The following is a 26,462-nucleotide window of genomic DNA, read 5'->3' on the forward strand; positions in this document are numbered from 1 at the left end:
GTGAGGGCTGTCAAGGCTCACAGCGCGTCGACGGCGCTCACCTTCCAGCCCTCGGACGTGCGGGTCATCGTCATCCGCACCCGGTTCAGGTCCACGCGGGATCCGGTGACCTGGGTGCTTCGGGTGACCTGGTTGACGAAGAGCAGCACCACGGCCACGTCCGCCGAGGCCGACACGACGGAGGCCGCCGGGGGACCGCCGTCGGCCGGCTCCGCGACCGTCGCCTTCACCGCGCCGTCGTACTTCTTCGCCGTGGGCCCGACCACGGTCTGCGTGGTCTTCCGGTACTCGTCGCGGAACTTCCCGGTGAGGTGGGCGCGCGCCGCGGCGAAGTCCCGGTCCAGGTGGCGGTGGTCGTACGACAGCACGACGGGAGCCGCCTTCCGCGCGGCCGCGAGGGCATGGGCGCGCGCCTGGTCGGCCTGCGCCCCGTCCCGATACCGCTGTCCGAGTACGACGACGGCCACCAGGCCCGCCACCAGGAGCACCGACGCGAGCGCGGCCAGCGGCCCGCGTCGGGAGCGCCGTACGGCTGCCTCCTGCCGGGCTTCCTCGGCGAAGTCCTCCGGTGACGGCTCCGGTGGGTCGTCCCAGCCGTCCGGGGGCTCGATGACCACGGTGCGCCCGGACAGGGGCGCCTCGGCCACCGCGGTCGCCGGGCCCCGTTCCCCGCGTTCGGCCCGCTTGGCCGCGGCGCGGGCCGCCGCCGTCATCGTGCGCCGGGCCGGGGAACCGGAGCCTGGGCCTCGGGTGGTGGGTTTCGTCAAGGTCTTCCTCCTCACTGGATCGGGTCAGCCCACGAACTCGACGTCGGAGGTCAGCCAGCGGCCGTCCTCGTGGACGAGGTCGAGTTGCAGCCGGTAGGTGCGCGCCTCCCCCTCGGGCACGGCGGTGTTGGTCACCTTGCTGTCGGCCACCACGAGCACGCGGGCCGAGCGCTCGTCGGAGCGGACGATGCCCGCGTCGAGGACCTGGCCCTCGGACACGGACTTGTTCCGCGCGACGAGCTCGGTCAGCTCCTTGGTCTGCGCGGCGAACTCACCTTTGAAGTCACCGGTCGCGCCCTTGAGCACGTTGGCGCTGTCCCGGTCGTAACGCCGGTAGTCGAGCGAGGTGAAGTTCAGCGCCGACTGGCGGGCCGCCGCCAGGATGTCCTGGCGGCGCTGCTCTTCCGCACGCTGGTCGTGGACGGCGTCGGCCAGCCGGAGCGCTGACGCGGTGGTGAGGACGGTCGCCACGGCGAGCCCCACGGACAGGGTTCTGGAACGCCCGGCCCGCGTGACGAAGCTCCGGGTCGCATGGAGCACGATCCCGGTCATGCCACCGATCAGGCTCACGCCATCGGTCCTACGAGCAGCCATTGCCACGACTCCTTTCCGAAGACGGTCTGCTGGCCGCCCGTCGAGCCGATCTCGACGGGCGTTCCGTCCGGGCCGGTGAAGCTGCCGGTCTCCGGGTCGTACGGGGTCACGTAAGCCGTCCGGTCGGCGCCCCCGGTGCCGGACGAGGCGCCGGGGGCGTTCTGCGCGCCGCGCACCGAGGTGGCGCTGCCGCGCGGGGCCGTGCAGCGCGCCCCGGTGTTCGCCTCGCGTGTGCTGGTGTCGGCCGGGTCGCGCCGGGCGGTGCCGCCGTACCCCTGGGTGCAGGGCGGCGGATCGTCGGCGTTCACCACCAGGCCGAAGTGGGTGGTGCCGTCGCCGGGTACGACGGTGTAGCTGCCCGCGACCACCACCGGGAAGGTGACCAGCGCCTGCTCCACGCCGGGCAGCCGGGCGAGCGTGACCTGTCCGCCGCTGATCAGGTTGGCCAGCAGCACCGACAGCCGCGGCTCGATGGACCTCAGCAGCGAGTTGAGCTCGACCGCCGCCGGTTTCGCGTTGCCGATGAGCTTGCGCAGATCGCCGTCGCTCGACTTCAACTCGCCGGTGAGCAGCGCCAGATCACGCGAGAACGCCTTGATGGACGAGCCCTGGTCGGCCTGCGTCTTCAGCACCTTCCGGGAGTCCTCGATCAGCGCGATCGTCTCGGGCAGCGACTCGGACGCCGACTCGACGAGCGCGTTGCCCGAGTCGACCAGCCTGCTCAGATGCGGGCCGGTACCGGCGAAGGCCTTGCCCAACTCGTCGACGGTGACCCGCAGATCGTCCTTGCCGACCGAATTGACCAGCCTGTCGAGGCCGAGGACGAGATCCGTGGTGGGCAGGGGAACGCGCGTCCTGTCGCGCGGAATCGTGCTGCCCTCCAGCAGGTACGGCCCACGGGACCCGCGCGGCTGGAGGTCGACGTACTGCTCTCCCACCGCCGAACGGTTCGCCACCACGGCGAGCGTGTCCGCCGGGATGCGCGGAGCCCCGTACTCGATGTCCAGCGCGACCGAGACCCCACCGTCGCCGGTCAGCCGCAGGGTCCCGACGCGGCCCACCGGCACCCCGCGGTAGGTGACCTCGGCGCCGTTGAAGATGCCTCCGGACTCGGCGAAGTCGGCCCGCACGGTGTAGCCGCGGCCGAGTACGCCGTCCACCAGGCCCGTGTACTCGGCGCCGACGTACGAGACACCGACGGCGGTGACGGCGGCGAATGCGGCGAGCTGGGCCTTGACCGTACGCGTGATCACGGTTGTATCCCTTTCAGCAGCAGTTCCGCGAGCGCGAGGTCGATCCCCGGCGGCAGGTCCTGGCCGGTGCCGTGAGCAGCCGTGCACACCGGCGGGCACAGCAGGTCTCCGGACGGGGGCGAGGGGTCAGCCGGCGCCTCGGGCAGGTCGGGACTGGGTGTGGGCACGCCCGGCAGGTCGGGGACATCGGGAACATTCGGCAGATCAGGCACATCGGGTAGATCCGGAAGGCCGGGTGCCTCGGGAGTGCCGCCCCCGTCGCCGCCTTCGGGTTCCTCCGTCAGGTTGCCGTAGAGGCTCGCCAGATCGAGGTCCGCGGTGACGCGCAGGTTCACGTAATCGCCCTTGATGGCGTCCACCGCGTTCCGCGGGAAGGGGTAAGTGGTGAGCAGTTCAAGAGAGTTGGGCAGGTCGTCGCCCGCCTTGTTCAGCTGCTGGAGGATCGGGCGCAGCTGCTTGAGGTTGGCTACCGTGTCGTCCCGGGCGGCCTTGATCACCTTCGTGCCCGTGGTGCCCAGCTTCGCCAGGGCGGTGAGCATCTTCGTCAGGTCGCGCCGCTGGTCGGCGAGCACCTTGAGCGCGGGCGGCATCGTGTCGACGGCCGTGGCGATCGTCTTCCTCTCCTTCCCGAGCCGTCCCGCGAGCCGGTCGACGGCCTCGATCGCGCGGACGATGTCCGCGCGCTGGTCGTCCAGGCCGCCGAGGAACGTGTCCAGCTCCCCGAGCAGGGACTTCACCCGGTTCTCGCGCCCTTCCAGGGCCTTGTTCAGCTCCACGGTGATCGTCTTGAGCTGGGCCACTCCACCGCCGTTGAGCAGCGCGGACAGGGCGGACAGCACCTCCTCGATCTCCGGGTTGCGACCGCTGCGGCTGAGCGGGATGCGGTCGCCGTCGCCGAGCCGGCCCACGGACGCCGTGCCGGGCGGGGCGGACAGGGCGACGTACTTCTCGCCGAGCATGCTGGTCTGTCTCAGCTCGGCGACCGCGTTGGCGGGCAGCTTCACCGAGTCGGCGACCCGCAGCCGTACGCGCGCGTGCCAGCCGTCCAGCTCGATGTTCTCGACCGCGCCCACGGTCACGTTGTCGACCTTCACCGCCGACTGCGGGACCAGGTCGAGGACGTCGCGGAACTCGACGGTGACGCGGTACGCCCGGCCGTCCGAGGCGGCGCCGCCGGGCAGCTCGACGTCGTACCAGCCGTTGAACTCGCAGCCGGACAGCAGCAGCGAACCGACCGCCACCCACGCACATCTGCGCAGCCCGCTCATGCGTCGCCCTCCAGGATGCCGCCGAGTGTTCGGTCGACCGTGCCCGGCGCGGCGGGCACGGTCGGCACCTCGGGCAGGGAGCCGAAGAGCTTCTCCAGCTCAGCGCAGTCGGCGCTCTCGCCGGTGGTCCTCAGCACGGAGCACAGCAGGGCGGCCGGATCCTGCGGGTGCTGCGGGTTGTTGCGGGTGTCGAGGGTGCCCGAGGATGCGTTGTAGGCGGTCTGGAGGTTCGACAGACCCGTGGGGGCTACCTCCAACAGCTCCTCCAGCGCCGCCTGTTGGGTGACGAGCACCTTGGTCACCTTGCTGAGGCCCTTCACGTTCGAGGTCAGCGACTTCTTGTTCTTCTTCACGAACGCGGACACGTCGCCGAGCGCCGTGCCGAGGTTGCGCAGCGCCGCCGCGAGGTCCTTGCGCTCCCCGGCGAGCTGTTCCGCCACTTGGGCGAGGCTGGTGTTGAACGACCGCACGCTCTTGTCGTCCGCCGCCAGCGCCGCCGTGAACACATGCAGGTTCTGCACGGTGCCGAACAGGTCCCCGCGCCCGTCGGACAGCGTGGTGACCGCCTCCGACAGGTCCTTCACCGTCTGGTGGATGTTGCCGCCCTGACCGTCGAGGTTCTCCGCGCTCACCCCGAGCAGCCGGGACAGCGAGCCGTCCTTGTTGGCGCCCTCGGGGCCGAGTGCCTCGGCCGTGGTGTGCAGGCTGTCGAAGATCCGGTCCAGCTCGACCGGCACGGCCGTGCGTGACTCGGGGATGACGGCGCCGTCCCGCAGCGCCGGGCCCTTCCGGTACACCGGCAGCAGCTGCACGTAACGATCGCTGACCACAGAGGAGTTGATGATCGCGGCCTGCGCGTCGGCGGGAATCCTGCGCGCCGCGTCGTACTCCAGCTCCACCCGCACCCGGCCGCCCTCCGGGGTGATGGCCTTCACCTCGCCGACGCGGACGCCGAGGACCCGGACGTCCGAGCCGGGATAGATGCCGACGGTGCGCGGGAAGTAGGCGGTGACCCGCGTCTTCTCGGTGCGGGGCCACAGGACGAAGGCGGCTGCGGCGACCAGGGTCAGCACGACGAGCAGCGCCAGACGTTTCCTCATCGCGAGCCTCCCGTGCTCGGCACCACGGGGGCGGCGACCAGGTTCTGTACGTAGGAGTCGAACCAGCGGCCATTGCCGAGGGTGTTGGTGAAGACCCGGACGTAGGGCGCGAGCAGTCGCACGCTGCGGTCCAGGCTCGACTGGTTGCGTTCGAGCATCTCCACCACCCGGTTCAGGCCCTTCAGCGCGGGTCCGATCTCCTTGTCGTTGTCCTCGACCAGGCCGGAGAGCTCGACGCCGAGCGCGGCGGAGGTCGTCAGCAGCTTGTGGATGGCCGCACGCCGCCTGCTGATCTCCTTGAACAGCTTGTCGCCGTCCTCTACCAGGGCCGTGAAGTCCGAGGAGCGCTCGGCCAGGACGCCGGTGACCCCGTTGGCATGGTCCAGGAGTTCGCGCAGCGCCTTGTCGCGCGAGGCGACCGTCCGGGAGATCTTCGACAGGCCCTTGACGGACGCCCGTACCTCGGCGGGGGAGTCCTTGAAGGTGGTGGAGATGGTGTCCAGGGCCGTCGCCAGCCGTTCGGTGTCGACCTCCTCCGTCGTGGTCGTCAGATCGCTGAACGCCTGCACGACGTCGTACGCCGGGACGGTCCGCGTCAGCGGGATCTCACTGCCGGACGCCAACTGCCCGGGGCCCTTGGGGTGCAGGGCGAGGTACTTGGCGCCGAGGATCGTCTTCACCCGGATCGAGGCCCCGGTCGAGGTGCCGAACTCCGGGTCGCCCTTGATCTTGAAGGTGACCTTGACGTGGTCGCCGTCCAGGTCGACCTCCTGGACCTTGCCGACCTTGACCCCGGCGATCCGCACCTCGTCCCCGGGCTTCAGCCCGCCCGCCTCCGCGAAGGCGGCGCTGTACGTCTCTCCGCCGCCGATCACCGGCAGGGAGTCGGCGTTGAACGCGGCCACGGTGAGCAGCGCGAGCGTGGTGAGACCGACGGAGCCGATCGTGACGGGGTTGCGCTCGCGGAAGGGGGTGAGGCGCGGTCGGCGTCCGATGCGCGGGAGCCGGACGCGCGGCAGCTTCGGCCACTCGACGCGCACCTTGACCAGCGGCTCGGGACGAGCCCCGCGCTTGTGCCGCAGCCGGATTCTCATGCTCCGCACCTCGCCCTCGCCACGTGCAGCTCAGGCGTGATCACCTCACGCGTCTTCGGCAGCACGATCCGGCCGTCGAAGTCGCAGAGGTAGAAGTTGAACCAGGAGCCGTAGGACGCCGTCCCGGTCAGCTCGTTGAGCTTGTTCGGCAGCCGCCTCAGCACGCCCTCCACCGTCTTCTCGTTCCTGTTCAGCGTTCCGGTCAGCTCGGTCAGCTCGGCGATGTCGTCCGTCAGCGGCGGGCGGGCGTCCGCGAGCAGTCCCGATGTCGCCTCCGTCAGGTCGCCGATGCTCACCAGCGACTCGCCGATCGGCTCTCGGTCGGCGGACAGCCCCGAGATCACCCGGCGCAGCTGCTTGAGCAGCCCGGAGAAACGGGCGCCGCGCTGGTCGAGCGTCTCCAGCACGCTGTTGAGGTTGTCGATCACGGAGCCGATCAGCTTGTCCCGGCCCGCGAGTGTGGTGGTGAGCGACGCGGTGTGCGCCAGCAGGCTGTTGACGGTGCCGCCCTCGCCCTGGAGGGTCTTGATGATCTCGGTGGCGAGCTGGTTGACGTCCTTGGGGCTGAGCGCGGCGAACAGCGGCTTGAAGCCGTTCAGCAGCGCGTTGAGGTCCAGCGCGGGCTGGGTCCGCGACAGCGGGATCGTCGCGCCGGGCCGCAGCCGGGTGCCGTCGCCGGCGCCCTCGGTCAGGGCGACGTACCGCTGCCCGACGAGGTTCCGGTAGCGGATCACCGCGCCGGTGCTGGTGAGCAGCGGGCGGTCCTCGGAGACGGTGAAGGTGACCTCCGCCCGCGTCCGGTCCTTGATCCGGATGCCCTCGACCTCGCCGACCCGCACCCCGGCCACCCGGATGTCGTCGCCCTCCTCCAGGCTGGTGACGTCGCTGAAGACCGCGCGGTACGTGTGCTCGGGGGTGAAGGAGATGTTGACGATGGTGGCGGCGAGCAGGGCCGTCGCCAGGATCGTCACCAGCGCGAACAGACTGAACTTGATCAGCGGTGCGGCGGCCGCGCGTGCTCCGGTGGTGCTCATGCGACGCTCACCGCCGTCCCCCGCGCCATCGGCCCGAACAGCAGCGTCGCGACCGGCGGCACCTCGTCGGCGGGCACGCCCAGCACGGGCGCGACGAGGGAGCCGACGGCGCGCTGCTCGGCCCGGGTGCCGGACACCTCCGACGTACCGTCGTCGAGCTCGGTGTGCGGCGCGGGCACGCTCGGGTGGGGCAGGCCCCGGCAATTCGGGCCGGACCGCTCGCCGTAGTGGGGCTCCTCGCCGGGATCGTACGCCGGCCGCTGCCGTACGACTTCCAGGGTGATCCGCATCCGCCCGCCCCGGAACGCCTCCTCGGAGGCCGCCTCCTGCCGGACCAGGCCGTCGAGGAGGCACGGGTACTCCGGCGAGTAGCGGGCGAACAGCTCCAGCGTGGGCCGGGAGACCTGGCCCAGGGTGATCAGACGGTCGCCGGTCGCGGCGAGGAAGCCGTCCGCCGTGCGGGCGGTGGTCGTGGTCGAGGTAAGTGCTGCGGCCAACTGTTCCTTCTTCTCCACCAGCGTGCGGCTGGTCGTGACGGTGTTGCGCAGGATCCGTATCAGGTCCGGCGCCGCGTCGCCGTACACCTCGGCGACGTCCGCGAACCGCGCGATGTCCTCCTTCAGGGACGGCAGATGCGGGTTGAGCCTGCGCAGATACGCCTCCAGGCGCGTGAGGTTGTCGCCGATCCGGTCGCCGCGCCCTTCCAGTGCCGTGGCGAACGCGGAGAGCGCGGCGTTGAGTTCTCCGGGCTCGACGGTCCGCAGCAGCGGCAGCAGGTCGTTCATCAGCTGCTGGAGCTCGATGCCGACCCGGGTGCGGTCCTGGGTGATCACGTCCCCGGCGCGGATCGGCCGCGCGGACGAACCGGCGGGCACGACCAGGTCGACGTACTTCTCCCCGAACAGCGTCTTGGGCAGCAGCCGCGCGTGCACATCGGCGGGGATGTACGCCACGTGCTCCGGCTTGAGCGCGATGTCCAGCGTGGCCTTCGTGCCGTCCGCGCGCACTCCGCGCACCTCGCCGACCAGCAGCCCGCGCAGCTTGACGTCGGCGCGCCGGTCGAGCTGGTTGCCCAGGCTGTCGGCCTCCAGTGTGACCCGCACGACCGGCGTGAACGCCTGCTGATAAATGGCGACGGACAGGGACAGCAGCAGTGTGAGTACGGCGATGAAGACAACGCCGTACAACCGCAGCCTCAGCACCCTCACCCGGCTCACCCCGCTATCCGCACGGTCGTGTTGGCGCCCCAGATCGCCAGCGACAGGAAGAAGTCAAGGACGTTGATCGCCACGATCGAGGTCCGCACGGCCCGGCCCACCGCGACGCCGACGCCCGCTGGGCCGCCGCTCGCGTAGTAGCCGTAGAAGCAGTGCACCAGGATGATCACGACGGCGAAGACCAGCACCTTGCCGAAGGACCAGAGCACGTCGACCGGGGGCAGGTACTGCTGGAAGTAGTGGTCGTAGGTGCCGGCCGACTGCCCGTAGTAGCCGGTGGTGATGGTGCGGGCGGCGAGGTACGACGACAGCAGCCCGACCACGTACAGCGGGATCACCGCGACGAACCCGGCGATCATCCGGGTGGTCACCAGGAACGGCAGCGACGGCACGCCCATGACCTCCAGGGCGTCGGTCTCCTCGCTGATCCGCATCGCGCCGAGCTGGGCGGTGAACCCGGCGCCGACCGTCGCGGACAACGCGAGCCCGGCCACCAATGGGGCGATCTCCCGGGTGTTGAAGTACGCCGACAGGAACGCCACGAAGTTGGACGTGCCGAGCTGGTTGAGCGCGGCGTACCCCTGGAGGCCCACCTCCGTGCCGGTGAAGAACGACAGGAAGGCGATCACGCCGACCGTGCCGCCGACGACGGCGAGCGCGCCCCGGCCGAAGCTGACCTCGGCGAGCAGGCGCAGGATCTCCTTCTTGTAGCGGCGCAGGGTGCGGGCCGTCCACGCCAGCGAGCGGCCGTAGAAGGTGAGTTGGGCGCCCAGGTCCTCAAGGGACTTCAGCGGGCGGTCGATCAGTCTCATCGGCTAGCCCCTCTGCGGGACGACCTGGAAGTACACCGCGGTCATCACGAAGTTGGTCACGAACAGCAACATGAAGGTGATCACCACCGACTGGTTCACCGCGTCGCCCACGCCCTTCGGGCCGCCCTTGGCGGTGAGTCCCTTGTACGAGGCGACGATCGCGGCGATCGCGCCGAAGACGAGCGCCTTGATCTCGGCCGCCCACAGGTCGGACAGCTGGGCGAGGGTGGTGAAGGAGGCCAGATACGCGCCCGGTGTGCCGTCCTGGAGGACGACGTTGAAGAAGTAGCCGCCCGCGACGCCGACCACCGACACCAGGCCGTTGAGCAGCACCGCCACCACCATCGAGGCCAGCACACGCGGCACGACCAGCCGGTGGATGGGGTCGATGCCCAGCACCTGCATCGCGTCGATCTCCTCCCGGATCTTCCGCGCGCCGAGGTCCGCGCAGATCGCCGTGCCGCCCGCACCCGCGATCAGCAGCGCGGTCACGATCGGCGAGGCCTCGCGCAGCACCGCGAGCACGGAGGCCGCGCCCGAGAACGACTGGGCGCCCAGCTGCCGGGTGAGGCTGCCGATCTGCAGGGCGATGACCGCGCCGAAGGGAATGGACACGAGGGCGGTCGGCAGGATGGTGACGCTCGCGATGAACCACGCCTGCTGAATGAACTCCCGCACCTGGAACGGCCTTTTGGGGACAGTCCGTACGACGTCCAGGGCCATCGCGAACAGGCTGCCGGAGTGGCGCAGCGCACCGACGGGGTTGAGGCTCATGCGCGGGCCACCTCCTCCTCCCGCTCGGCGATGGTCTGCCAGCGGGGCGGCCGGGTGATGCCGGGGCTGGGCAGCAGCCGGGGCGTGAGGGGCTGGGAGTCGGTGGTCTCGCCGATCTGGGCCAGCTCCTGCTCCACCTGGGCCGCGTCCTTCTCCTCCGCCATGCCGATGGGCCCCTGCATCCGGCCGTTCAGGAATTGCCGTACGACCGGTTCGTCACTCGTCAGGAGCTGGTCGCGGGGCCCGAACATCACCAGCTCGCGGCGGAACAGCAGCCCGATGTTGTCCGGGACCTGGCGGGCCGAGGCGATGTCGTGCGTGACGATCAGGAAGGTCGCGTCGATCTGGGCGTTGAGGTCGACGATGAGCTGGTTGAGGTAGGCGACGCGGACGGGGTCGAGCCCCGAGTCCGGCTCGTCGAAGAGGATGATCTCGGGGTCGAGGACGAGCGCGCGGGCCAGTCCCGCCCGTTTGCGCATCCCGCCGGAGATCTCGCCCGGCAGCTTCCCCTCGGCGCCGATCAGGCCGACCATGTCCATCTTCTCCAGGACGATCCGCCGGATCTCGCTCTCCGGCTTGCGGGTGTGTTCGCGCAGCGGGAAGGCGATGTTGTCGTACAGGTTCATGGAGCCGAACAGCGCGCCGTCCTGGAACAGCACGCCGAAGAGCTTGCGCACCTCGTACAGTTCGTGCTCGCGGAGCCTGGTGACGTCCCGGCCCTGGATCGTGATCGAGCCCCGGTCCGGTCTGAGCAGTCCGACGAGCGTCTTGAGGAACACCGACTTGCCCGTGCCCGAGGGGCCGAGCATGACCGAGACCTCACCGGCGGGCAGCGTCAGCGAGACGTCCTGCCAGATGACCTGGTGACCGAAGGACTTGGTCAGCCCTTCCACACAGATCTCGACACCCATCCGGTCCACCCTTCGCCCGTGAAGTCACCCGTGGAGCAGCTCCGACATCTGCTCTACGGGGAGGGGCGGGGGGTCCGTCGCGGCGGAACCGAAATATTTTTGCGGACCGGTTGAGGGGAGATTACGGCAGGGGGTTCACGGGTGCGTCGAGGCCGTCCGTCGGGTTCGGGTGACCGGGGATCCCCGGCAGACCGGGGCGGGCCGGTACGGCGCTCGGGAGGTCGCGCGCGTTCGGGGTCGCGGGGACGCTGGGCAGCTCGAGTACCACGGGCACCTCCAGTACCACGGGTACCTCGGGTACTTCCGCCAGTTCCGGCGCCGCGGACACCTCCGGCAGGGACGGCACCGACAGCGGCAGCAGCGGCCGGTCGCCCGGCGTGCGCGTCGCCGCCGGGGCGCCGGTCGGCGAAGGCGCCGACCGCCCGGGCGCGTCCGGGGATGCCACCGGGCCGGGCGTGTCCGGTCGCTGCCCCGCCTCCGGCGCCGGGGAGACCGACGTCCCGGGTGCCGCGCCCTGCCCGTCCCCGTCGTAGGTGTACGGCAGCACGAACCCGGCCACCGCCAGGGTCGCCGCCGTGGACGCCAGAGCGACGGCCTGAGCCTGCGACGCCCCGCGCGGCCTGCCCCGGCCGCACAGGAACAGGGCGAGACCGAGCGTGCCGGCCAGCGAGTTGCGCAGCGTGCGGCGGGCCCGGGCCAGCAGCGACTCCACCGTCCGGTAGCTCAGGCCCATCCGCACGGCGACCTGACCGACGTCCAGGTCCTGCGACTTCAGCCGGAGCGCCTCCGCCTGACGCGCGGGCAGCTCCCCACTGCGCACGGCCAGCCACTTGGCTTCGGCCCGGTCGCACACCGCCTCCTCGACCGGCACCGGTCCGGGAGCGATCAGCGTCGGGCTGGTGCGCACCTCGGCCTCGCGGTTGACCTGCCGGTAACGGTCGACGCACAGCCGTATCGTCACCGTCGTCAGCCAGGCGGCGAGCCGCTCGTCGTCCAGGTCGGGACGCTCGGCCGCCCGCAGCATCGCCTCGTGCACGGCGTCCTCGGCGTCCTCCAGGGACATCGACCGGCGGCGGGCCACCTTGAGCAGGTGCTCGCGATGGCTCCACATGCGTTCCCACCGGTCGTGGGCCGCCTGTATCTCCGCGGGCATGTCCGTCGTAGCCATGAGGGCCCCTTCGCGCTCATCCGCCGGCCAGGTGCGCCCGGCGGAGGGCGACATTACCGCCCGGTAGCCATGCTTGTGGAGGGGGCGGCGCCAAGCAGGTGGTCTCCGGGCAGGTCGACACCGGCGTCCGGCAGCGGGAGCGGCGGCTGCGGCCGGGTGGAGGGGAGGCCGGCGGGGGTCGGCCGCGGTGCTGTCGGGGACGGGGAGGAGGACCGGGACGGGGCAGGGGAGGGCGTACCGGAACCACCGCCGGTCCGGCTGGTTCGCGGTCTGGGCGACGGCTCACGCGGCACCGGTTCGGAGTCCTCGCGCTCACGGCTGCGACCGCCCGCCGTTCCGGTGTCCGGAACGACCCGGTGGCCCTCCAGGAAGTACGCGAACCACGCCCGGACCGTCCCCAGATACGCCGTCGAGTGGTTGTAGCCGAGGATCGCCGCGTCCAGGTCTCCGGGCGCGGCCAGATTCCGGCCGCCCGCGCACAGGTAGCGCCCGGCGGCGAGCGCCGCGTCGAAGACGTTGTGGGGGTCGGCCCGCCCGTCGCCGTTGCCGTCCGCGCCCCACACCGCCCACGTCGACGGGATGAACTGCATCGGACCGACCGCACGGTCGTACACGGTGTCCCCGTCGAGGGAACCCCCGTCGGTGTCCCGGATGAGGGCGAAGCCGTTGCCGTCGAGGCGTGGGCCGAGGATCGGCGTCGGCGTCGTACCGTCCGCGACCACCCGCCCGCCGCGCGCCTGGCCGGACTCCACCTGGCCGATGGCGGCGAGCAGTTGCCACCGAAGCCCGCAGCCGGGCGCCACGTGCGCCAGGCGGGCCTCAGCCCGCCGGTAGGCGGCGAACACGCTCGCCGGCAGCGCGCCGCCCCCCGGCGACAGCGCGGCCCCCCGCGCTCGCAGCGGCGGGAGATCCATGCGGTACGGGGCGTCCCCGGACACACTCGGCCCGCGCCCGGTGCCGGGGGCGGGATGCTCGGGCGCGGTGGCCCGCGCCGACGGGGCGGCCCCCGGCGCCTGAGAGGCGGTCAGCACCGCCATCGCCGCCACCGCGATCGCCGTACCCTTCGCGCCTGTGATCCTGTGCCGTTCTGACATCGGTGCGGTCCCTCCCGGTGCGGTCAGTGCGGTCGACTGTTCTACGGGGAGGGGCCGCCGGTCCGTCGCGGGACGTGCCGGTTCGGCAGGTGGTTTGGGAGCACTTCCATGCCCGTCTGCGGGAGCCTGCCCGGGACCGTCGACCCCTGCCGCACCTTCCGTCACGCACGACGGCGGTCGTCGGGCGGCCGGCCGGGCGGCACAATGAGCCATTTCAGCGTTGCTTCTCCAGGGTGAGGATGGCTTTGGCTGCTGACGACAGGCGGTTGGGGCTGCAGCGGGCGTGACGGAAGATGCGCCAGCGCTTGAGGGCGGCCATTCCGCGTTCGACGGGATACCGCTGCCGGGCGTGTGCCCGGTTCAGCGATCTTTGCCGGGCGGTGAGCTCCTTGCAGGGCGGGCGTCTGGTCGGCGTGGCGAAGGTGCCGCCGGCGTCGAGGTAGGCCAGGTCGGCCGGTGCGGGGATGCCGAGGCGGACGCAGGTGGTCACAATGCGATGGGTACGGGCCGCGGTCAGGTCGTGGGTACGGCCCGCAAGAGCGCGGGAGATCCATACGATCTCGCCCTGCGGGTAGGTGATGACCTGCAGATTCACGCCGTGGCGGCGGTGCTTGCCGGAGTAGTCGGCGCGGCCGTCGCCGACCCGGTTGGACGTCGGGAGGGACAGCTCACCGGCGCTTCACCGAGTGGTCGAAGGCCACCAGGATGTGGGCGAAGCTCCACCGTCTGGTCCTCGACGAAACGAAGGCCGAACGCTGCCCCAGTGCACTGTCGCTTCGATTTCTTCCGGGGCGTGTACACCGCGCCGATCGACGCAGCGACCACGCACGCAATGGCCACCCACTGCAGTGCGGTAAGGATTTCACCCAGCACCACCGTTGCGGCCAGGCCCGCAACAGCCGGCTCCGGACTCTCCAGTACTGCTTCGGTCCTCGGCGGCAGACACCGCAGGGCAGCCATGTCCAGGGTGTACGGAATCGCTGCCGACAGCAGCGCCACGCCCAGACCCGCCGCTCGGCCGACTCACCCGACATCGTTGCGGGCCTGGCGCCCTCATCGGTCTCGGCGCGCCGCAGCCACTTCGACAACGTGATCGGGTGGACCCCGAAATCAGCGGCGATCTGCTCCCACGTGACACCGGGCTCGCGGTCGCGCGCGACCCGCACGACGTCCTCGCGGAACTCCTTCTTGGCCACTGCAACATCCTTCCAGGCCGCCCTCTCAGCAAGCCAGGTCAGGTGTCACCCAACCCTTCAGTCCCAACCGATCACGAGCACAGTTGTCACACGCAGCCAAGGTCGGCGGTCATGTCTGAAGACAGCGACTGCCGCTCGCCGTAAAAGGCGAAGGTGGCCCATGACTCGTACGCGCAAGGACCGATCATGACTACAGAGTCCCCAGGGACGAGCGATACCGCCCGTCGCACGGTACGGAGGCGCCCGATAGTCGCCGCCGCGGTTCCCACGCGTCCGGCCTCCTGGGCGGCCTGCCGGGCAGCGCTGCCGTGACCGACTCGACCGGCCTTCCCGACTAGCGCCCCTTCCCTTCCGCGGCGGTCGGCCCGCACTCAACGCCGACGGCTACGTCGTCGGACAGATCAAGGGCAACTTCCGGCAAGGACGTGGCGCGCATCGGCCACATCGAGACCCGCCGTCTACTACGCATCGCTTACCGGCCCCACCCCAGCCCACTCCCATCCACCCAGCCGGCTTCGGGACGCAAGCGCGTTACGCAGCCCTGAACTTACAGCGCAGGAGCACTCATGTCCTACCATGAGCACGCCGACCACCAGTACGCCAAGCACATCCGCGCCGGCGCACCAGCGGCGTTCAAGGCATTCATGGCCTGGGACGCACAGGTCATGCGTGGCAGTGACAACGTCATCCCACCCAAGTACACCGAACTCATGGCGGTGGCCGTGGCGCTGACCACCCAGTGCCCATACTGCATTGAGGCACACACCAAGGCCGCACACTCCGCAGGGGCAACCCAGCAGGAACTGGCCGAGACGATCATGATCGCCGCAGCGCTGCGAGCAGGCGGCGGTTACGCTCACGGCTTCATGGCGATGAAGTTCTTCGACAGGGCTGAGAGCAACGACACCCCGGACGCGTAAAGGAAGCCTGCGGCCCGGGCTGCAGAGGAGCCGTAGATGTTGGCGTCCATCGCCGACAGCAGGGCAATGAGCACGATCACGTTCATGAGTTGGCCGGCGGCGGGGATGCCGAGGTGGTCAAGGACGCCAGGTCCGGGCCGCTTGGGGTGACGGCGGGATCGCTCAACAACTCCGCGACGACGGCCGCGACCTGTACGTGGTTGAGGTTGCCGCAGAGAAGTCCTTCCGCGCGGTTCCACGGCGCCATGCGCGAACGCTGGGGAGGATTCCGCCATCGGAGTGGACGGCGAGGGTGCTGTTGCCCGGGTATGGCTGCCCTTTCCGTGGACGTCGGTTACGACGCCATGAAGCATGGCCGACCACGGTCCCGATGCGGCCTGATGCCTCGGCAGTCGGACTCCATCTTGTAGAGGGCGTCCTCCACGAGCGGCTCTTGCAGGCTGGCGGCTACGCGCGTGCGGCTGCCCTGGTTCTCGCAACGGATCCTCAATTCCACCAGGCGCGGACCGAGGCCATGATCCACTTGGCGATGGCCGACCTGATGGTGGCCCGCCCCCTCACGGGCGAAGCCACTATCTCTTGGGGTGACCCGACAACACCGGATCACATCTGCATCATGGGATGACACAACGGGAGAAAGCGACCCCTGAGCCGTGGGGTGTTCGGGTCGGAACGTCTCCCAGCAGGTCGCTCGGGGTCGTGACTCTCGGGGACGTCCGCGTCTGGCTGTGCCGGATCCTGTCCCAACAGCGACAGATGGTCTGGCAGCGTGCTCTGCGTCTGCACGATGTACGCCCCGACCTGCTACAACGCCAGCGTCTGGCGCAGCCGCGGCCGACCATGGCCGGCCGCGGCGAGGATCTTCTCGTCGCGGCCGGAAGCCCCGGGGCTGAGCGTTGTCCACGAGACGCCGTGGCAGATGCGAAGCGTTCAGCCCTGAAGGACGGGGTGACGGCCCGCGGCCCCGATCGTGCTGCCGCGTGCTCAGTTCGACCCATCGCAGGGTAGGCGGCACAGCCCCGGGGCGGGTCGAGCGCGTCCAGGAGCCTCGTTGCCTCAGCGCAGGCCGAACGCCTTGATCACCGTCTGGCGCACCGCGTTGCCCGCCGCGTCCTTGGCGTTCGCCCTCAGAGACACGAACGACGCCTTCCTGGGGGCGCCCAGACGGAATCGTCCGTCACTGCCGCAGTCGGCTTTGTGCCAGGTTCGGCCTTCGTCGTAGGACAGCTCCAGGCCGACCGCGCCGATCTTCCCGGCGCCGGCGGCATCCGGCAGATGAGCGGCGGTGACGGACAGGGTGTGGTGCCGCCCCGCGCGTCCCGCGCCGTCGGTGCCGATCCCGTACTCGAGCTGCACCAGCGGCAGCACCGCCGCGGAGTCGTCCGTCCGGGCCTTCGAGGTGAAGTCCCACTCGGTGCGCGTGCTGGATGAGTACGGCGTGAAGGTCACCTTGCGCTCACCGGTGACGACCAGCCGGTACGGCAGCTTGTCGGCGCTGGGGGCGTCACCCCACACGGATGTGAAGTTCCCCTGGCCCAGTTGGGTGCTGCCCTGGTAGAGGGTCTGCTGCTGGCTGATTCCGGCGCCGGACTGGTCCATGCCGACGTGGTTCCGGCTGCCCCAGCCCGGGATGTCGATGTACAGGAAGTTGCCCTTGCGGGTGGGCTGGCGGAAGGCGTCGTTCAGGAAGGGGCGTTGGATCGGCTTGAACCACTCCTGGGACTGTGTGCTGCCCGCCCGGTAGGAGGTCTTGGGCTCGACTTCGTAGATCACGCCCTCTGCGTACGCCTCCTGACTCCAGCTGTAGTCGCCCCCGGTGGAGACCCAGTCGGTGCGCTTCCCCTTCGTCGGCTCCGGCATACTGCCGCCTATGGCCCAGTTGTTGTACTTGGGCCAGTCGAAGCGGAACTCGCCGCCGGCGCGGCTCGGCGCCGGGCTCCCGAAGGTGACGTCGACCCGGGCGAGGTTCTTGGCGCTGCCCTGCACCACCATGTGGTCCGGGATCTGGTTGTGCCAGGTCTGCATGAGGTCGTAGACGTACGGGCTCACCGGCTGGGAGGCGACGGAGACCTCGGCATTGCGGAGCTTGGCCTGCTGGACGAGCTTCTCGCCCTCGTCGGGGCTGAGCAGTCCCACGTCGAGCGTGACCGGGGGCCCGAACGGCTGGTTGTAGCCGCGGAAACCGCGGCCGTCCTCGTTGTTCACGACCAGCATGAGCTTCGCGCCCGCGGCCATCGCGTTGGCGGCCTGGTCGATGTCGGAGACATCGTCGTTGCGGCGGATCACCACGGCCTTGTCCCGTACGTCGAGGTAGGCGTAGTCCGCCCTCGCACCCTGTCCCGCGAAGACCAGCGGTAGCTTCCTGGTTCCCGTGGGCAGCGGGGTGACGCCGTCCTGGCGCAGTACATCGGTGAAGTCGGCCGTTCGGGTGGAGACGGCCAGCGCGGGCTGCTCCTTGCGCCAGCGAGCGGCCAGGTAGAAGTCGCCGTGCGTGACCTTGTCGGTGGCCGGCTGGGCCCACAGGCTGTCGAAGTTGGTCTGCGTCTCCATGTAGTCCCGCAGGATGACGCCCCCCATCGAGCGGTGATAGTCCAGCCGCTGGTAAGTCACCTCCGTCCGCTGCGGGGTTGTCGTGTCGATCCGCTTGATCTTGGAGGCGTCGAGCGTCACGGTGGTGTCTGCGTCCAGGCGGACCTCCGGGTCGCCGAGCAGGGCCATGCCTTTGGAGTGAGGGCCGTGGACGCCCTCGACCGTCTTGAACGCCAGCACGGAGTAGATGCCCTTGGGCACGTAGATCTGCCCGGTGCCGGACGAATCGATGACGACGTACATCGGGCCGGCTGCGTCGCCCGACCTGAACACCTGGGCGACACCGGACATGGGTTCAGCCTTGGCGTCCTTGAATGTCAAGGTCAGCTTGCGCGCGACGAAGCCGACGCCGACCGCGGTGTGCGCCGCGACGTTTCCGGCCGTGTCCTTGGCCAGTACCTGGCCGGTGTAGCGGCCGGGATCGGTGATGCCGGAGCTGTCGATCGTCACCTTGACGTCGGCGGTGCCTTGCGCGGGCACGACCACCTGGGAGGCGGACAGCCGGAATGTCCCGGCGGGGGCGTGGGCCTCCGTGACGGACAGCGCCAGGGTGACCGGCGCGTCGGTGGTGTTGGTGTAGGTCACCGGGCGCTGGACGGCCGCGCCTGTGCCCTGCGCCGCGTAGGCGGTCGCTGTGGCGAAGACTTCGGTGCGCGATGCCGCTGCGACGTCCAGCCGGCCGCTGCCGGCATCGAAGGCGTTGTACCGGGTCTGCTGGGAGCTACTGGTCAGCAGGTCCTTCAACTGGCCGCCGGTGAGCTCCGGACGGGCGGCGGCGAGGAGGGCGGCGGCGCCGGCGACGTGGGGCGTGGCCATGGAGGTGCCGCTCAGGGTCTGGTAGGAACCCAGTCCGTTGTCGCTGAACTGGCTGTTGGCCGCGAGGATGTCGACTCCGGGGGCGCTGATCTCCGGCTTCAGCGCGCCGTCGACGCGGGGGCCCGTGCTGGAGAAAAAGGGGACGCTGTCGGTGGAGTCGACCGCTCCCACGGTCAGAGCGGCGTTCGCCGCCCCCGGCCCGCTGATGCCGCCGGGTATGCCGGCGTTGCCGGCGGCGGTCACGAACAGTGCGCCGGTCTCGGCGCTGAGACGGTCGGCCGCCTGGCTGAGAGGGTCGGTTCCGTCGGACCACTGGTCGGAGCCGAGGCTCATGTTGACGACCTTGGCGCGCTGGTCGACCGCCGCCCACTCCATGCCGGCCAGGACCCAGGAGGTCAGCCCGCTGCCGGCGTTGCCGAGCACCTTGCCGATACGCAGACGGGAACCGGGCGCGACGCCCTTCTCCTTTCCGTCGGAGGCCGCACCGGTGCCGGCGATGGTGGACGCGACGTGGGTGCCGTGCCCGGAGTGGTCGTCCGTGTTCTCGTCCGGTACGAAGCTCTGCCGCGCGGCGATGCGGTCCGCGAGGTCCGGATGACCGGCGTCGACGCCGGTGTCGAGGACGGCCACGTCCACGCCTTGACCGGTGTTGCCGTCCGCCCATACCTGCGGGGCGCCGATCTGCCCGGTGCTTTCGGCGAGGTCGGCGTGTACGAGACCGTCAAGCCAGATGCGCGCAATGCCGCGGCCGAAGGACGGCTCGGCGTCCTGCGCCCGCGCGCCGTCGGCCGTCGACGCCCCGGCCACGGAGTTCCAGAAGGTGTCCGCCCGGGAGCGGTCTGCGGTCAGGGCGGCGCCCTGGATGCTGTCCAGGTTGCGCACCCGGGTCGCACCCTCGGGGACGGCGGAAGCACGGCGCGCGGCGTCGGCCTTGGTGTAGGAAACAATCAGTGGCAGCCGCTTGCGGTGCGCGTCGTCGTATCCGTCCGCGATCAGGTCCGTGATGTTGAACAGCTGCCGGTCCAGGATCCCCTGAGCCACGAAGGGCAGGGCGGACTCGGGGTACGCGTAGAGGTCGTCGCCCAACTCCGTGATGTGGGTCTGCGTAGGCCGGCCGTCCGCGCCGCGCACGGTGACGACGCCCCCGCGCTTGCCGTCGGCCCCGGTGGCCTGACGGGTGGTCACCACGTCGCCGGTGATCAGGGTGATGGTGTGTTCGTCGGTGGGCCCACCGTCCGCACCGGCCGAGGAGGGGGGCTGGGGCGGGGCGGAAGGCGGCGCGGCCGATGCGCTGAACGGACTTGTCAGCGCAAGGATCCAGGCGCCGGCGATGACCGGCAGGCTCCTGCGTCTGCGGTGTGGCTTCAACGGTGGGTCCTTTCGGTGGCTCGGCGTGGCCGAGGTGCTCTTTGCTGCCGTGGTGGCGTCCGGGCCCAGCGGAAGGGGCCCGGCGGACGGATTCCGCCAGGCCCCGGGCTGCCGTCAGCCGGCTACTTGAGGAGGTAGGCCTTGATGACGGTCTGCTTGAACGAGTTGCCCGCGGCGTCCTTGACGTAGGAGCGCAGGGAGACCGAGCCGTCCGCAGAGCGGTGTGGGTGGTCGACGGTCACGGTGCGCTTGTCACCGGAGCCCTTGACCTTGGCGGAGTGCCAGGTCTTGCCCTCGTCGTAGGAGACCTCGGTGGTGAAGGTGCGGATCGGCGACTCGGAGGCGCCCGGCGGGCGCTGGATCAGGACCGGGATGTCGAGCTTGTGGCCGGCCCTGGCGCGGTTCCACTCGTCCAGTTCCGGCGACATGCGCACCGCGTACAGCGGCAGTACCTGCCGCGTCGCCGTTGTCTGCGACCGGAACTGCCATTCGGCCTGCAGGTGTGCGGAGATGGAGCTCTTCGCGGGGTCGCGGTCCTGCTCGAACGTCAGGCGGTAGTCGGCGGGTGCGGCATCGTCTGGTACATAGGCGTAGTTCCGGGTGTCCGCGACCAGTTCGCCGTTGCGCCGCAGCTGCATCCCGGACCGGCTGCTGGTCGACGTTCCTGCCACCATGTCCAGGTTTCCGTTGGCGGAGTCCTGGACGATGAACGACATGAAGTTGCCCTCACGGAAGGTGTTCACCCCCTCGGGGGCGAAGCCCGTGGCCTGAACGGCGCCGTTCCAGCGCTCCTCGACGGATCCGGCCTTGTAGCCGTGCACGGAGCTGAGGAAGCTTTGTCCGTGACTGTCCGGCCGCGTGAAGAAGTTCTGCTCGAAAACGGTCTGCCAGCGCAGTTCCTTGGCCGTCGAGAAGTAGTCGACCCGCCGGTTCGGTACCGGAAGCCCGTCCATCCCGTGGTAGAAGCGGAAGTTGTCGAGATACATCCAGACACTTCGGTATGCGGTGCTGCCCGGTTCGGTGGCGGAGAAGGTGGTGTTGACCTGGGCCAGCTCCGACTTGCGGGGGTTGTAGCCGGGGTCTGCCGGGATGTGCCCACGCACCGGCCGGGTCAGGTAGTAGACCGATGAGGGGTTCCCGTCGGCGCCGGCGGGCTCGCCCCAGACGGTGCTGACGACATAGGTGAACTTCGAGTCATTTTCCCGTGCACTCGGGACGGCGTACAGGTGCTCGATGTGGTCGTCGCCGATCGCGTCGTTCATGGAGACGGAGAACAGCCCGCCGTCCAGTCCCACGGTGCCGATCTCGGCCGACATGATGCGGGCCGAGCGGCTCGGGGCCGAGGCGGTGACAGGCTTTGCCTTCCGGGCGTCGAAGGTGACGTCCTGGTCGGCGGTCATCACGACCTTCGGGGCACCGACCACGGTGCCCTCGGTGAACGCCGCGTCGAAGAAGAAGCCGTTCACGGTGTAGGTGTTGTTGTCGCGCGGCAGCCTCACCACGGTGCTGCCCTTGCCGTGCAGTTCCAGCTCGTAGGTCTCGTGACCGGCCGAGCTGACGATCAGGTACGCATTGTCGGGAGCCCCGCCCGAGCGGTCCTTCATGGTGATGCGCAGATCGTGCGACGGCTGCTCGACGTCCATACCGATCGGGACACGCACCGAGACGGTCTCGTCGGCGGTGGACGCGATGACCACGCCGCTGTACGCCGCGTAGGTCGTGGCGGTCTCCGGGGTCGCGGTGACAGTGACGTCCGCAGTGCCGTGCGGGGGCACGGTGACCTTGTCCGCGCTGAGCCGGAAGAGGCCTTCCGGCGCGGGCTTGTCCGCGTCGTGGGACACGTTGAGCGACAGGCTGAGGGTGACCGGCTCGCTGCCCGGGTTGCGGTAGGTGACCGTCTTCTTCACCGGCGGCCGAGCGCCGTCGGACCAGCGGATCTGCCCGTAGTCCAGTCCGGCGGGCTCGGCGGTCACCTGCTGGTCGATCGCGCGGGCGATGTCGACCCGGCCGGCGCCCTGGCGGTAGGCGCCGCGCTCGAGGCCGCCCGCCGTCGACTGCATCAGCTGGCGCTTGACCTGCTCCGCGGTCCAGTCGGGGTGCTGCTGGAACACGATGGAGGCGGCAGCGGCGACATGCGGAGTCGCCATGGACGTTCCGGACATGCCGATGTAGCCGTCCTCGGCGGTCGTGCCGCCCGCCCGGGCGGCGCCGACGCCGACGCCGGGGGCCGCGATGTCCGGCTTGAGGCCGAAGTCGCCCACCCGCGGGCCGACCGAGGAGAAGTCTGCTACTTCGTCGTCGATCTGGGTTGCGGCGACGGCCAGCGCGCGGTCGGCGGAACCGGGGGAGGAGACCTTGCCGGGGCCCTCGTTGCCGGCTGCGGCCACCACCAGGACACCGTAGTCACGGGTGACGGTGTCGACCATGGCCTCGAGAGCGTCGGTCTCCGGGGTGTCGACATCGCCCAGGCTGAGGCTGATCACCTTGGCGCCGTGCTGGGCGGCCCAGGCCATACCCTCGATGATGTCGGAGTTGTCGCAGGAGCCGTTCACGTCGCAGACCTTGCCGGACAGGATCCGCACGCCGGGCGCGACGCCTTTGTACGTGCCGCCGGAAGCCGCGCCGGAACCGGCGACGGTCGATGTCACATGGGTGCCGTGGCCGTGCTGGTCGTCGGCGTTCTGCTCGGCGGTGAAGTTCGCGGAGTCCTCGATGAGGCCCTTGAGGTCCGGGTGGTTCGGGTCGTAGCCGGTGTCGAGCACCGCGACCTTGACACCGTCGCCCTTGAAGCCCTTCGCCCAGGCCTGGGGTGCACCGATGTGAGGCACCGTCTTGTCGAGCGAGACCTTGGCACGGCCGTCGAGCCACACCCGGCGCACGCCCGCGCCCATGGACGTGGCATCTGACTTGGCGGGGGCGATGTTCTCCCAGAACTCCGCGGCGTCCTTGCGGTCTTCACCGAGGGTCGCGAACGACGTCCCGGGGATGGCGTGGACCCTGCCGGCACCGGCCGCGGTGAGCCGGCTCGCGACGGTCCGCGCGTCACCCGCGAACTCGAAGATCAGCGGCAGACTGGACCGCTCGGCATACTTCCCCTTGACCAGGGCCGAGATGTTGAACAGGGCCCTGTCGAGGCGGTCCGCCGCGATCAGGGGAAGTGCGTCGACGGGTATGATCGTCCAGTCGTCGCCGTCCTGGCGCTTGACGAACGTGAGATGCTCCCGGCCCTTGGCCGGCTCCACCGAAACGCTCTGCTTGCCCGACGGAGCCGTCTCCAGCGTGACGCGGTCGCCCGTGATCAGGGTGACATGGTGGCGGGTGACGCCGTGCGACTTTGCGGCCTGGCTGTTCGGCCGTGGTGTGTCGGCCTGATCGGCGCCCTGAGCGGCACCCGGTGTGACGGTCAGGCCCACGAGCAACGCCGCGAGCGCAGTGGCCGCCACATACTGCGACCGGGCTCTGTGGACCCTCGGCCGCCGTCTTTTGATCAAAGGGGTCATGAAGGGACAGAGTGACGCCGCGATCGACCAAACACAACGTTTGTTCGTGTCATCCCAGTGCCATGTCACCTTTGTGACTCGGCCCCCGGCGGTACGAATCATGTCATACGGTGACGTAATCGCGGCGCGGGACAGTGGCTTTGTCGTGGCCGACACACTTTGTGGATTGGCGGCGGGCTCGGCTCCGCGTCGAAGGTGAGGTCAGATCGCGGTGGCTGACGGCGCGTCGCTGGTGGCTCGGGCCCGTCGCCGACGGCCCGTGCCGGACTGACGGCCCGTCGGACTTGGCGCTACGGACGCGGCCAGTAGGAAACCCTGGACGCCGCGCTGGCCAACCCCAACGACGCCGACGCCTGGAACAAGCGCGACGACGAACGCCGCCGCCAACGCGGCGAACAACACCAGCGTCAACAACAGCAGGCAACCAGCTGGGACCAGCCGACCACCACACCGCAGCCGGTGCCGTTGCAGGAGTGCCTGGGCCAGCTGCCCGCCGCACGTCGCCTCGCACCACCCGCGCCAGAGCTGTGCGAGCGGTGCGGGCAGCCTGGTTGATTACAGCGGTCTGTGTGATGCCTTCGACCGCGGCAGCGGCGGTACTCCATGGGGCCAAGACCCGCCCGGTGCCGATCGTCGGCGACGGCCCCGGTGAACGTCCCGGCGGTCGTGCACTGCGACGAACCCAGCGTCGACTTCGTCGACAACATCTCGCCGTAAGCCACCGCCAGGCTGCTGCAACGGCGGTCCCGGTGCCATACGAAAGGAAGGCCCATGGGTGCCGGCCTGCTCTTCTTCGTCGCAGTGCCACTGTTCTTCTACCTCGTCCTCGTGACGCTCCTGTGCGTCAAGGTCAGGGAGCAAGACATCGTGGAAAGTGGGCTGGATGATGGCCGCGGGCTGTGTCGTTCTGCCGCTCGGCCTGTTCATCGCCTTCCGGATTCCTCGACTTCGATGGGCAGACGGGCCCGCGCCCGGGCCTCGGTCCAGCGGGCGAAAACGTCCGTGGTGCCGACGAGATCAAGCTGGGCGTCTTCGGCCTGGACCGCGATATCGATTGGGAAGGCGGAGCGTATGGCGAGGACTCGGACTTGCGGCCGGGACTCGTCGATATCGCACTCGCCCGGTCAGCCACCGCCGTCGAGAACGCTGTGCTCGTCGGCGACACCCCGGTCGACGTCGAAGGCGGCCTCGCCACCGGCGTGCGTGTCATCGCGGTGGCGACGGGCCGCACCTCGGCAGAGGCTCTGCGGGCCGCTGGCGCACACTCCGTGCTCGCCGACCTGACCGACACGGAGGCTTTCATCAAGTTCGTGGTCGACGGTTCGTAGACGCCCGGAGTAGCGGGCTCAGCTGAGCTCTCGGCCTCCACGACCAACCGGGACGAGCTACTCCGCTTGCAAATTTTACGATGTTTGCCCATTCCGCTGGTAAGGACCTTGCGTTGCCCTGCTCGCAAGTGGGATCGTCCCTACGCCTCAACAAGATCCGAAAGCCTGAGGCTGGTGCGGGAAGTTGCCGAACCAGTCAGGCCGTCGCCAAATAGGCAATGACGTGAGAGGGAGTGGGTCATGCAGAAGCGTGCTTATAGGCGTGCCGTGACGGCCTTTGCGCTGTCCGCATCACTACTTGGAGGGGCAGCAGTCGTGGCGCCGCCAGCCAGTGCGAGTACAAGCCAAGGGGTAATCTACGGCACCGGCGTGATCACCGACGACTGGGGCGACGAAGGACCGCTGGACTACAACTCGTACGACTTCAGTAGGGCCACAGCTACCTGGCAGATCGTCCTCCACCTGGAAGGGCTTTACACGGGTTCGATCGACTGCGACTTCGGCCCCGCCACAACTGCGGCAACGAAGGCCTTTCAAAAGCGGTACGGGCTTGCGCAGGATGGCAGCGCAGGTCCCGCAACCCTGAGTGTTGCGGATAACTTCCTCTCACTGGAAAGCGACGGTGTCAACGTAGATTACAAGGGAAAGGATGCCTTTCAACGAAGGAATGGCACCTACTACATCTATAGCACCACCGGCACGTATATGACCGCCGCGTATAATTCGTCGAGCGGGTGCACACTCTGAAGTCGAGCCACACCAGCAATCCGCCAGCAAGGAAGCAGCGACCCTGAAGCCCGTTGCAGCCGCGGCTGAGCCTCGATCCACCGGCTTGGTTCCGGTGTGATCGTACCGGTGGTTCCCGGTCGGCATGGAGCAACGGTCGAAGTGCCGATCGTCGACAATCAGAGATGGATGAATCCTAGCGAGGTATGCCTTGAGTAGGTGCTTCCGTAGCGACTCCAGCGTGGTGAACGGCGAAGTCGTAGCTCCCGGCAAATGCCGTTAGTGCGGCATTCATCCAACTGAACCGTTTTCATCCTGTCCTGTAGGGGTGAAGGTGTAGGTCAGCGGGGTGGAGTGACGAGGCGAGACTCCTGGTCGTTGCGGTGGTGTTCTCTACGCACCACGCATCGTCCGAGGAGCCTTGCTTGGTCCCGTATCGTGCCACGGTCGACGTCCCGCATGAGCTGGTTGAGCATGTCTCGTGGCTCATCCATGCCCGAGGGTGTGAACGCGGCTCTCGGCGGCGGAGGCTGGGCTGCTTCAAGCAGGCTCTGCTGGCGCTGGTGCACCTGCCCAAGAACGAGACCCTGCCCCAGCTAGTGTGCTGCGCCAGAAATCCTGATGGTTAGGTACTACCCTGTTGGCATGTCGCATCGCGGGCCTTCTGCTGTGGAGATCACGCTGTCCGAGGCTGAGCGCGCTGAGTTGGTGCGCCGGACGGATTTTCCGCACCGGCGCTCGGCCGAGAAGGCCCGCATCATCCTGGCGTGTGCTGACGGTATGTCAAACGCGAGTGTGGCGCGGGTCGTCGGTGTTCAGGCCAAGACGGTCGGCAAGCGGCGTCGGGCATTCGCCGCGGAACGGATGGCCGGGCTTGAGGACGCCGGCTGGATCGGTCGGCCGAAAGCCGATCTGATCCTCGACGACGCTGAG

At 69.5% G+C, this 26,462-nt stretch carries 20 protein-coding genes and 3 pseudogenes; 5 read left to right on the plus strand and 18 right to left on the minus strand.

Annotated features, from left to right (window positions below):
* Positions 1-17 precede the first annotated feature (17 nt).
* From ACFV6X_RS28270 to ACFV6X_RS28345, 16 genes and pseudogenes are all read right to left on the minus strand, one after another.
* Positions 18-767 carry a hypothetical protein gene (locus tag ACFV6X_RS28270; protein WP_385387979.1) on the minus strand — a complete coding sequence of 250 codons (750 nt, stop codon included), beginning with the start codon at positions 765-767 and terminating at the stop codon, positions 18-20.
* A gap of 24 nt (positions 768-791) precedes the next feature.
* Positions 792-1,367 carry a hypothetical protein gene (locus ACFV6X_RS28275; RefSeq protein ID WP_385387981.1) on the minus strand — a complete coding sequence of 192 codons (576 nt, stop codon included), beginning with the start codon at positions 1,365-1,367 and terminating at the stop codon, positions 792-794.
* Entirely contained in the window at positions 1,334-2,614 is a 1,281-nt protein-coding gene (locus ACFV6X_RS28280) for an MCE family protein (protein ID WP_385387984.1), read from the minus strand. Before ACFV6X_RS28280 ends, ACFV6X_RS28275 begins: the two co-directional genes overlap by 34 nt.
* On the minus strand, positions 2,611-3,882 hold the full coding sequence (locus tag ACFV6X_RS28285; protein WP_385387986.1) for an MCE family protein: 1,272 nt from the start codon (positions 3,880-3,882) through the stop codon (positions 2,611-2,613). The genes ACFV6X_RS28280 and ACFV6X_RS28285 overlap by 4 nt, the downstream gene beginning before the upstream one ends.
* Positions 3,879-4,982 carry an MCE family protein gene (locus ACFV6X_RS28290; protein ID WP_385387989.1) on the minus strand — a complete coding sequence of 368 codons (1,104 nt, stop codon included), beginning with the start codon at positions 4,980-4,982 and terminating at the stop codon, positions 3,879-3,881. Before ACFV6X_RS28290 ends, ACFV6X_RS28285 begins: the two co-directional genes overlap by 4 nt.
* A complete protein-coding gene (locus ACFV6X_RS28295; protein WP_385387992.1) occupies positions 4,979-6,076 on the minus strand; it encodes an MCE family protein in 1,098 nt (365 codons plus the stop codon). Before ACFV6X_RS28295 ends, ACFV6X_RS28290 begins: the two co-directional genes overlap by 4 nt.
* Positions 6,073-7,110 (minus strand): MCE family protein, encoded by a 1,038-nt coding sequence (locus ACFV6X_RS28300; RefSeq protein ID WP_385387995.1) that lies wholly within the window; start codon positions 7,108-7,110, stop codon positions 6,073-6,075. Before ACFV6X_RS28300 ends, ACFV6X_RS28295 begins: the two co-directional genes overlap by 4 nt.
* Positions 7,107-8,318: an MCE family protein gene (locus ACFV6X_RS28305; protein WP_385387997.1), complete on the minus strand. Its 1,212-nt coding sequence runs from the start codon at positions 8,316-8,318 to the stop codon at positions 7,107-7,109. The genes ACFV6X_RS28300 and ACFV6X_RS28305 overlap by 4 nt, the downstream gene beginning before the upstream one ends.
* Positions 8,319-8,323: 5 nt before the next feature.
* Positions 8,324-9,139: an MlaE family ABC transporter permease gene (locus ACFV6X_RS28310; RefSeq protein ID WP_385388000.1), complete on the minus strand. Its 816-nt coding sequence runs from the start codon at positions 9,137-9,139 to the stop codon at positions 8,324-8,326.
* A 3-nt stretch (positions 9,140-9,142) separates the two neighbouring features.
* Complete coding sequence (locus ACFV6X_RS28315) at positions 9,143-9,913, minus strand: ABC transporter permease (RefSeq protein ID WP_196457706.1); 771 nt, start codon at positions 9,911-9,913, stop codon at positions 9,143-9,145.
* On the minus strand, positions 9,910-10,824 hold the full coding sequence (locus ACFV6X_RS28320) for an ABC transporter ATP-binding protein (protein ID WP_385388003.1): 915 nt from the start codon (positions 10,822-10,824) through the stop codon (positions 9,910-9,912). The genes ACFV6X_RS28315 and ACFV6X_RS28320 overlap by 4 nt, the downstream gene beginning before the upstream one ends.
* Before the next feature lie 121 nt (positions 10,825-10,945).
* Positions 10,946-11,992: a sigma-70 family RNA polymerase sigma factor gene (locus tag ACFV6X_RS28325; protein WP_385388006.1), complete on the minus strand. Its 1,047-nt coding sequence runs from the start codon at positions 11,990-11,992 to the stop codon at positions 10,946-10,948.
* Positions 11,993-12,045: 53 nt separating this feature from the next.
* A complete protein-coding gene (locus tag ACFV6X_RS28330; RefSeq protein WP_385388008.1) occupies positions 12,046-13,086 on the minus strand; it encodes a lytic transglycosylase domain-containing protein in 1,041 nt (346 codons plus the stop codon).
* A 214-nt stretch (positions 13,087-13,300) separates the two neighbouring features.
* A pseudogene (locus ACFV6X_RS28335) lies at positions 13,301-13,750 on the minus strand (transposase family protein); the annotation flags it as partial.
* Positions 13,678-14,085 (minus strand): hypothetical protein, encoded by a 408-nt coding sequence (locus ACFV6X_RS28340; RefSeq protein WP_385388011.1) that lies wholly within the window; start codon positions 14,083-14,085, stop codon positions 13,678-13,680. The gene ACFV6X_RS28340 and the pseudogene ACFV6X_RS28335, both read right to left, overlap by 73 nt.
* Before the next feature lie 47 nt (positions 14,086-14,132).
* A pseudogene (locus tag ACFV6X_RS28345) lies at positions 14,133-14,282 on the minus strand (helix-turn-helix domain-containing protein); the annotation flags it as partial.
* Between the two features lie 566 nt (positions 14,283-14,848).
* Between ACFV6X_RS28345 and ACFV6X_RS28350 the strand changes: the two are divergent.
* Positions 14,849-15,202 (plus strand): carboxymuconolactone decarboxylase family protein, encoded by a 354-nt coding sequence (locus tag ACFV6X_RS28350; protein WP_385388013.1) that lies wholly within the window; start codon positions 14,849-14,851, stop codon positions 15,200-15,202.
* A gap of 1,056 nt (positions 15,203-16,258) precedes the next feature.
* Here ACFV6X_RS28350 and ACFV6X_RS28355 read toward each other — a convergent pair.
* Both ACFV6X_RS28355 and ACFV6X_RS28360 read right to left on the minus strand, forming a co-directional pair.
* On the minus strand, positions 16,259-19,975 hold the full coding sequence (locus tag ACFV6X_RS28355; RefSeq protein WP_385388016.1) for a S8 family serine peptidase: 3,717 nt from the start codon (positions 19,973-19,975) through the stop codon (positions 16,259-16,261).
* A gap of 122 nt (positions 19,976-20,097) precedes the next feature.
* Positions 20,098-23,418: a S8 family serine peptidase gene (locus tag ACFV6X_RS28360; RefSeq protein ID WP_385388018.1), complete on the minus strand. Its 3,321-nt coding sequence runs from the start codon at positions 23,416-23,418 to the stop codon at positions 20,098-20,100.
* A gap of 956 nt (positions 23,419-24,374) precedes the next feature.
* Between ACFV6X_RS28360 and ACFV6X_RS28365 the strand changes: the two genes are divergently transcribed.
* From ACFV6X_RS28365 to ACFV6X_RS28380, 4 genes and pseudogenes are all read left to right on the plus strand, one after another.
* Positions 24,375-24,803: an HAD family hydrolase gene (locus ACFV6X_RS28365; protein WP_385388021.1), complete on the plus strand. Its 429-nt coding sequence runs from the start codon at positions 24,375-24,377 to the stop codon at positions 24,801-24,803.
* 240 nt (positions 24,804-25,043) lie between these two features.
* A complete protein-coding gene (locus tag ACFV6X_RS28370) occupies positions 25,044-25,550 on the plus strand; it encodes a peptidoglycan-binding protein (RefSeq protein ID WP_385388024.1) in 507 nt (168 codons plus the stop codon).
* A gap of 362 nt (positions 25,551-25,912) precedes the next feature.
* A pseudogene (locus ACFV6X_RS28375) lies at positions 25,913-26,128 on the plus strand (IS5/IS1182 family transposase); the annotation flags it as partial.
* 46 nt (positions 26,129-26,174) lie between these two features.
* Positions 26,175-26,462, plus strand: a 288-nt coding sequence (locus ACFV6X_RS28380) for a helix-turn-helix domain-containing protein (protein WP_385388027.1), incomplete at its 3' end; no start/stop codon positions are given.

This window comes from Streptomyces sp. NPDC059861, from assembly GCF_042731435.1.
In the GTDB taxonomy this organism is placed as follows: Bacteria; Actinomycetota; Actinomycetes; order Streptomycetales; family Streptomycetaceae; genus Streptomyces.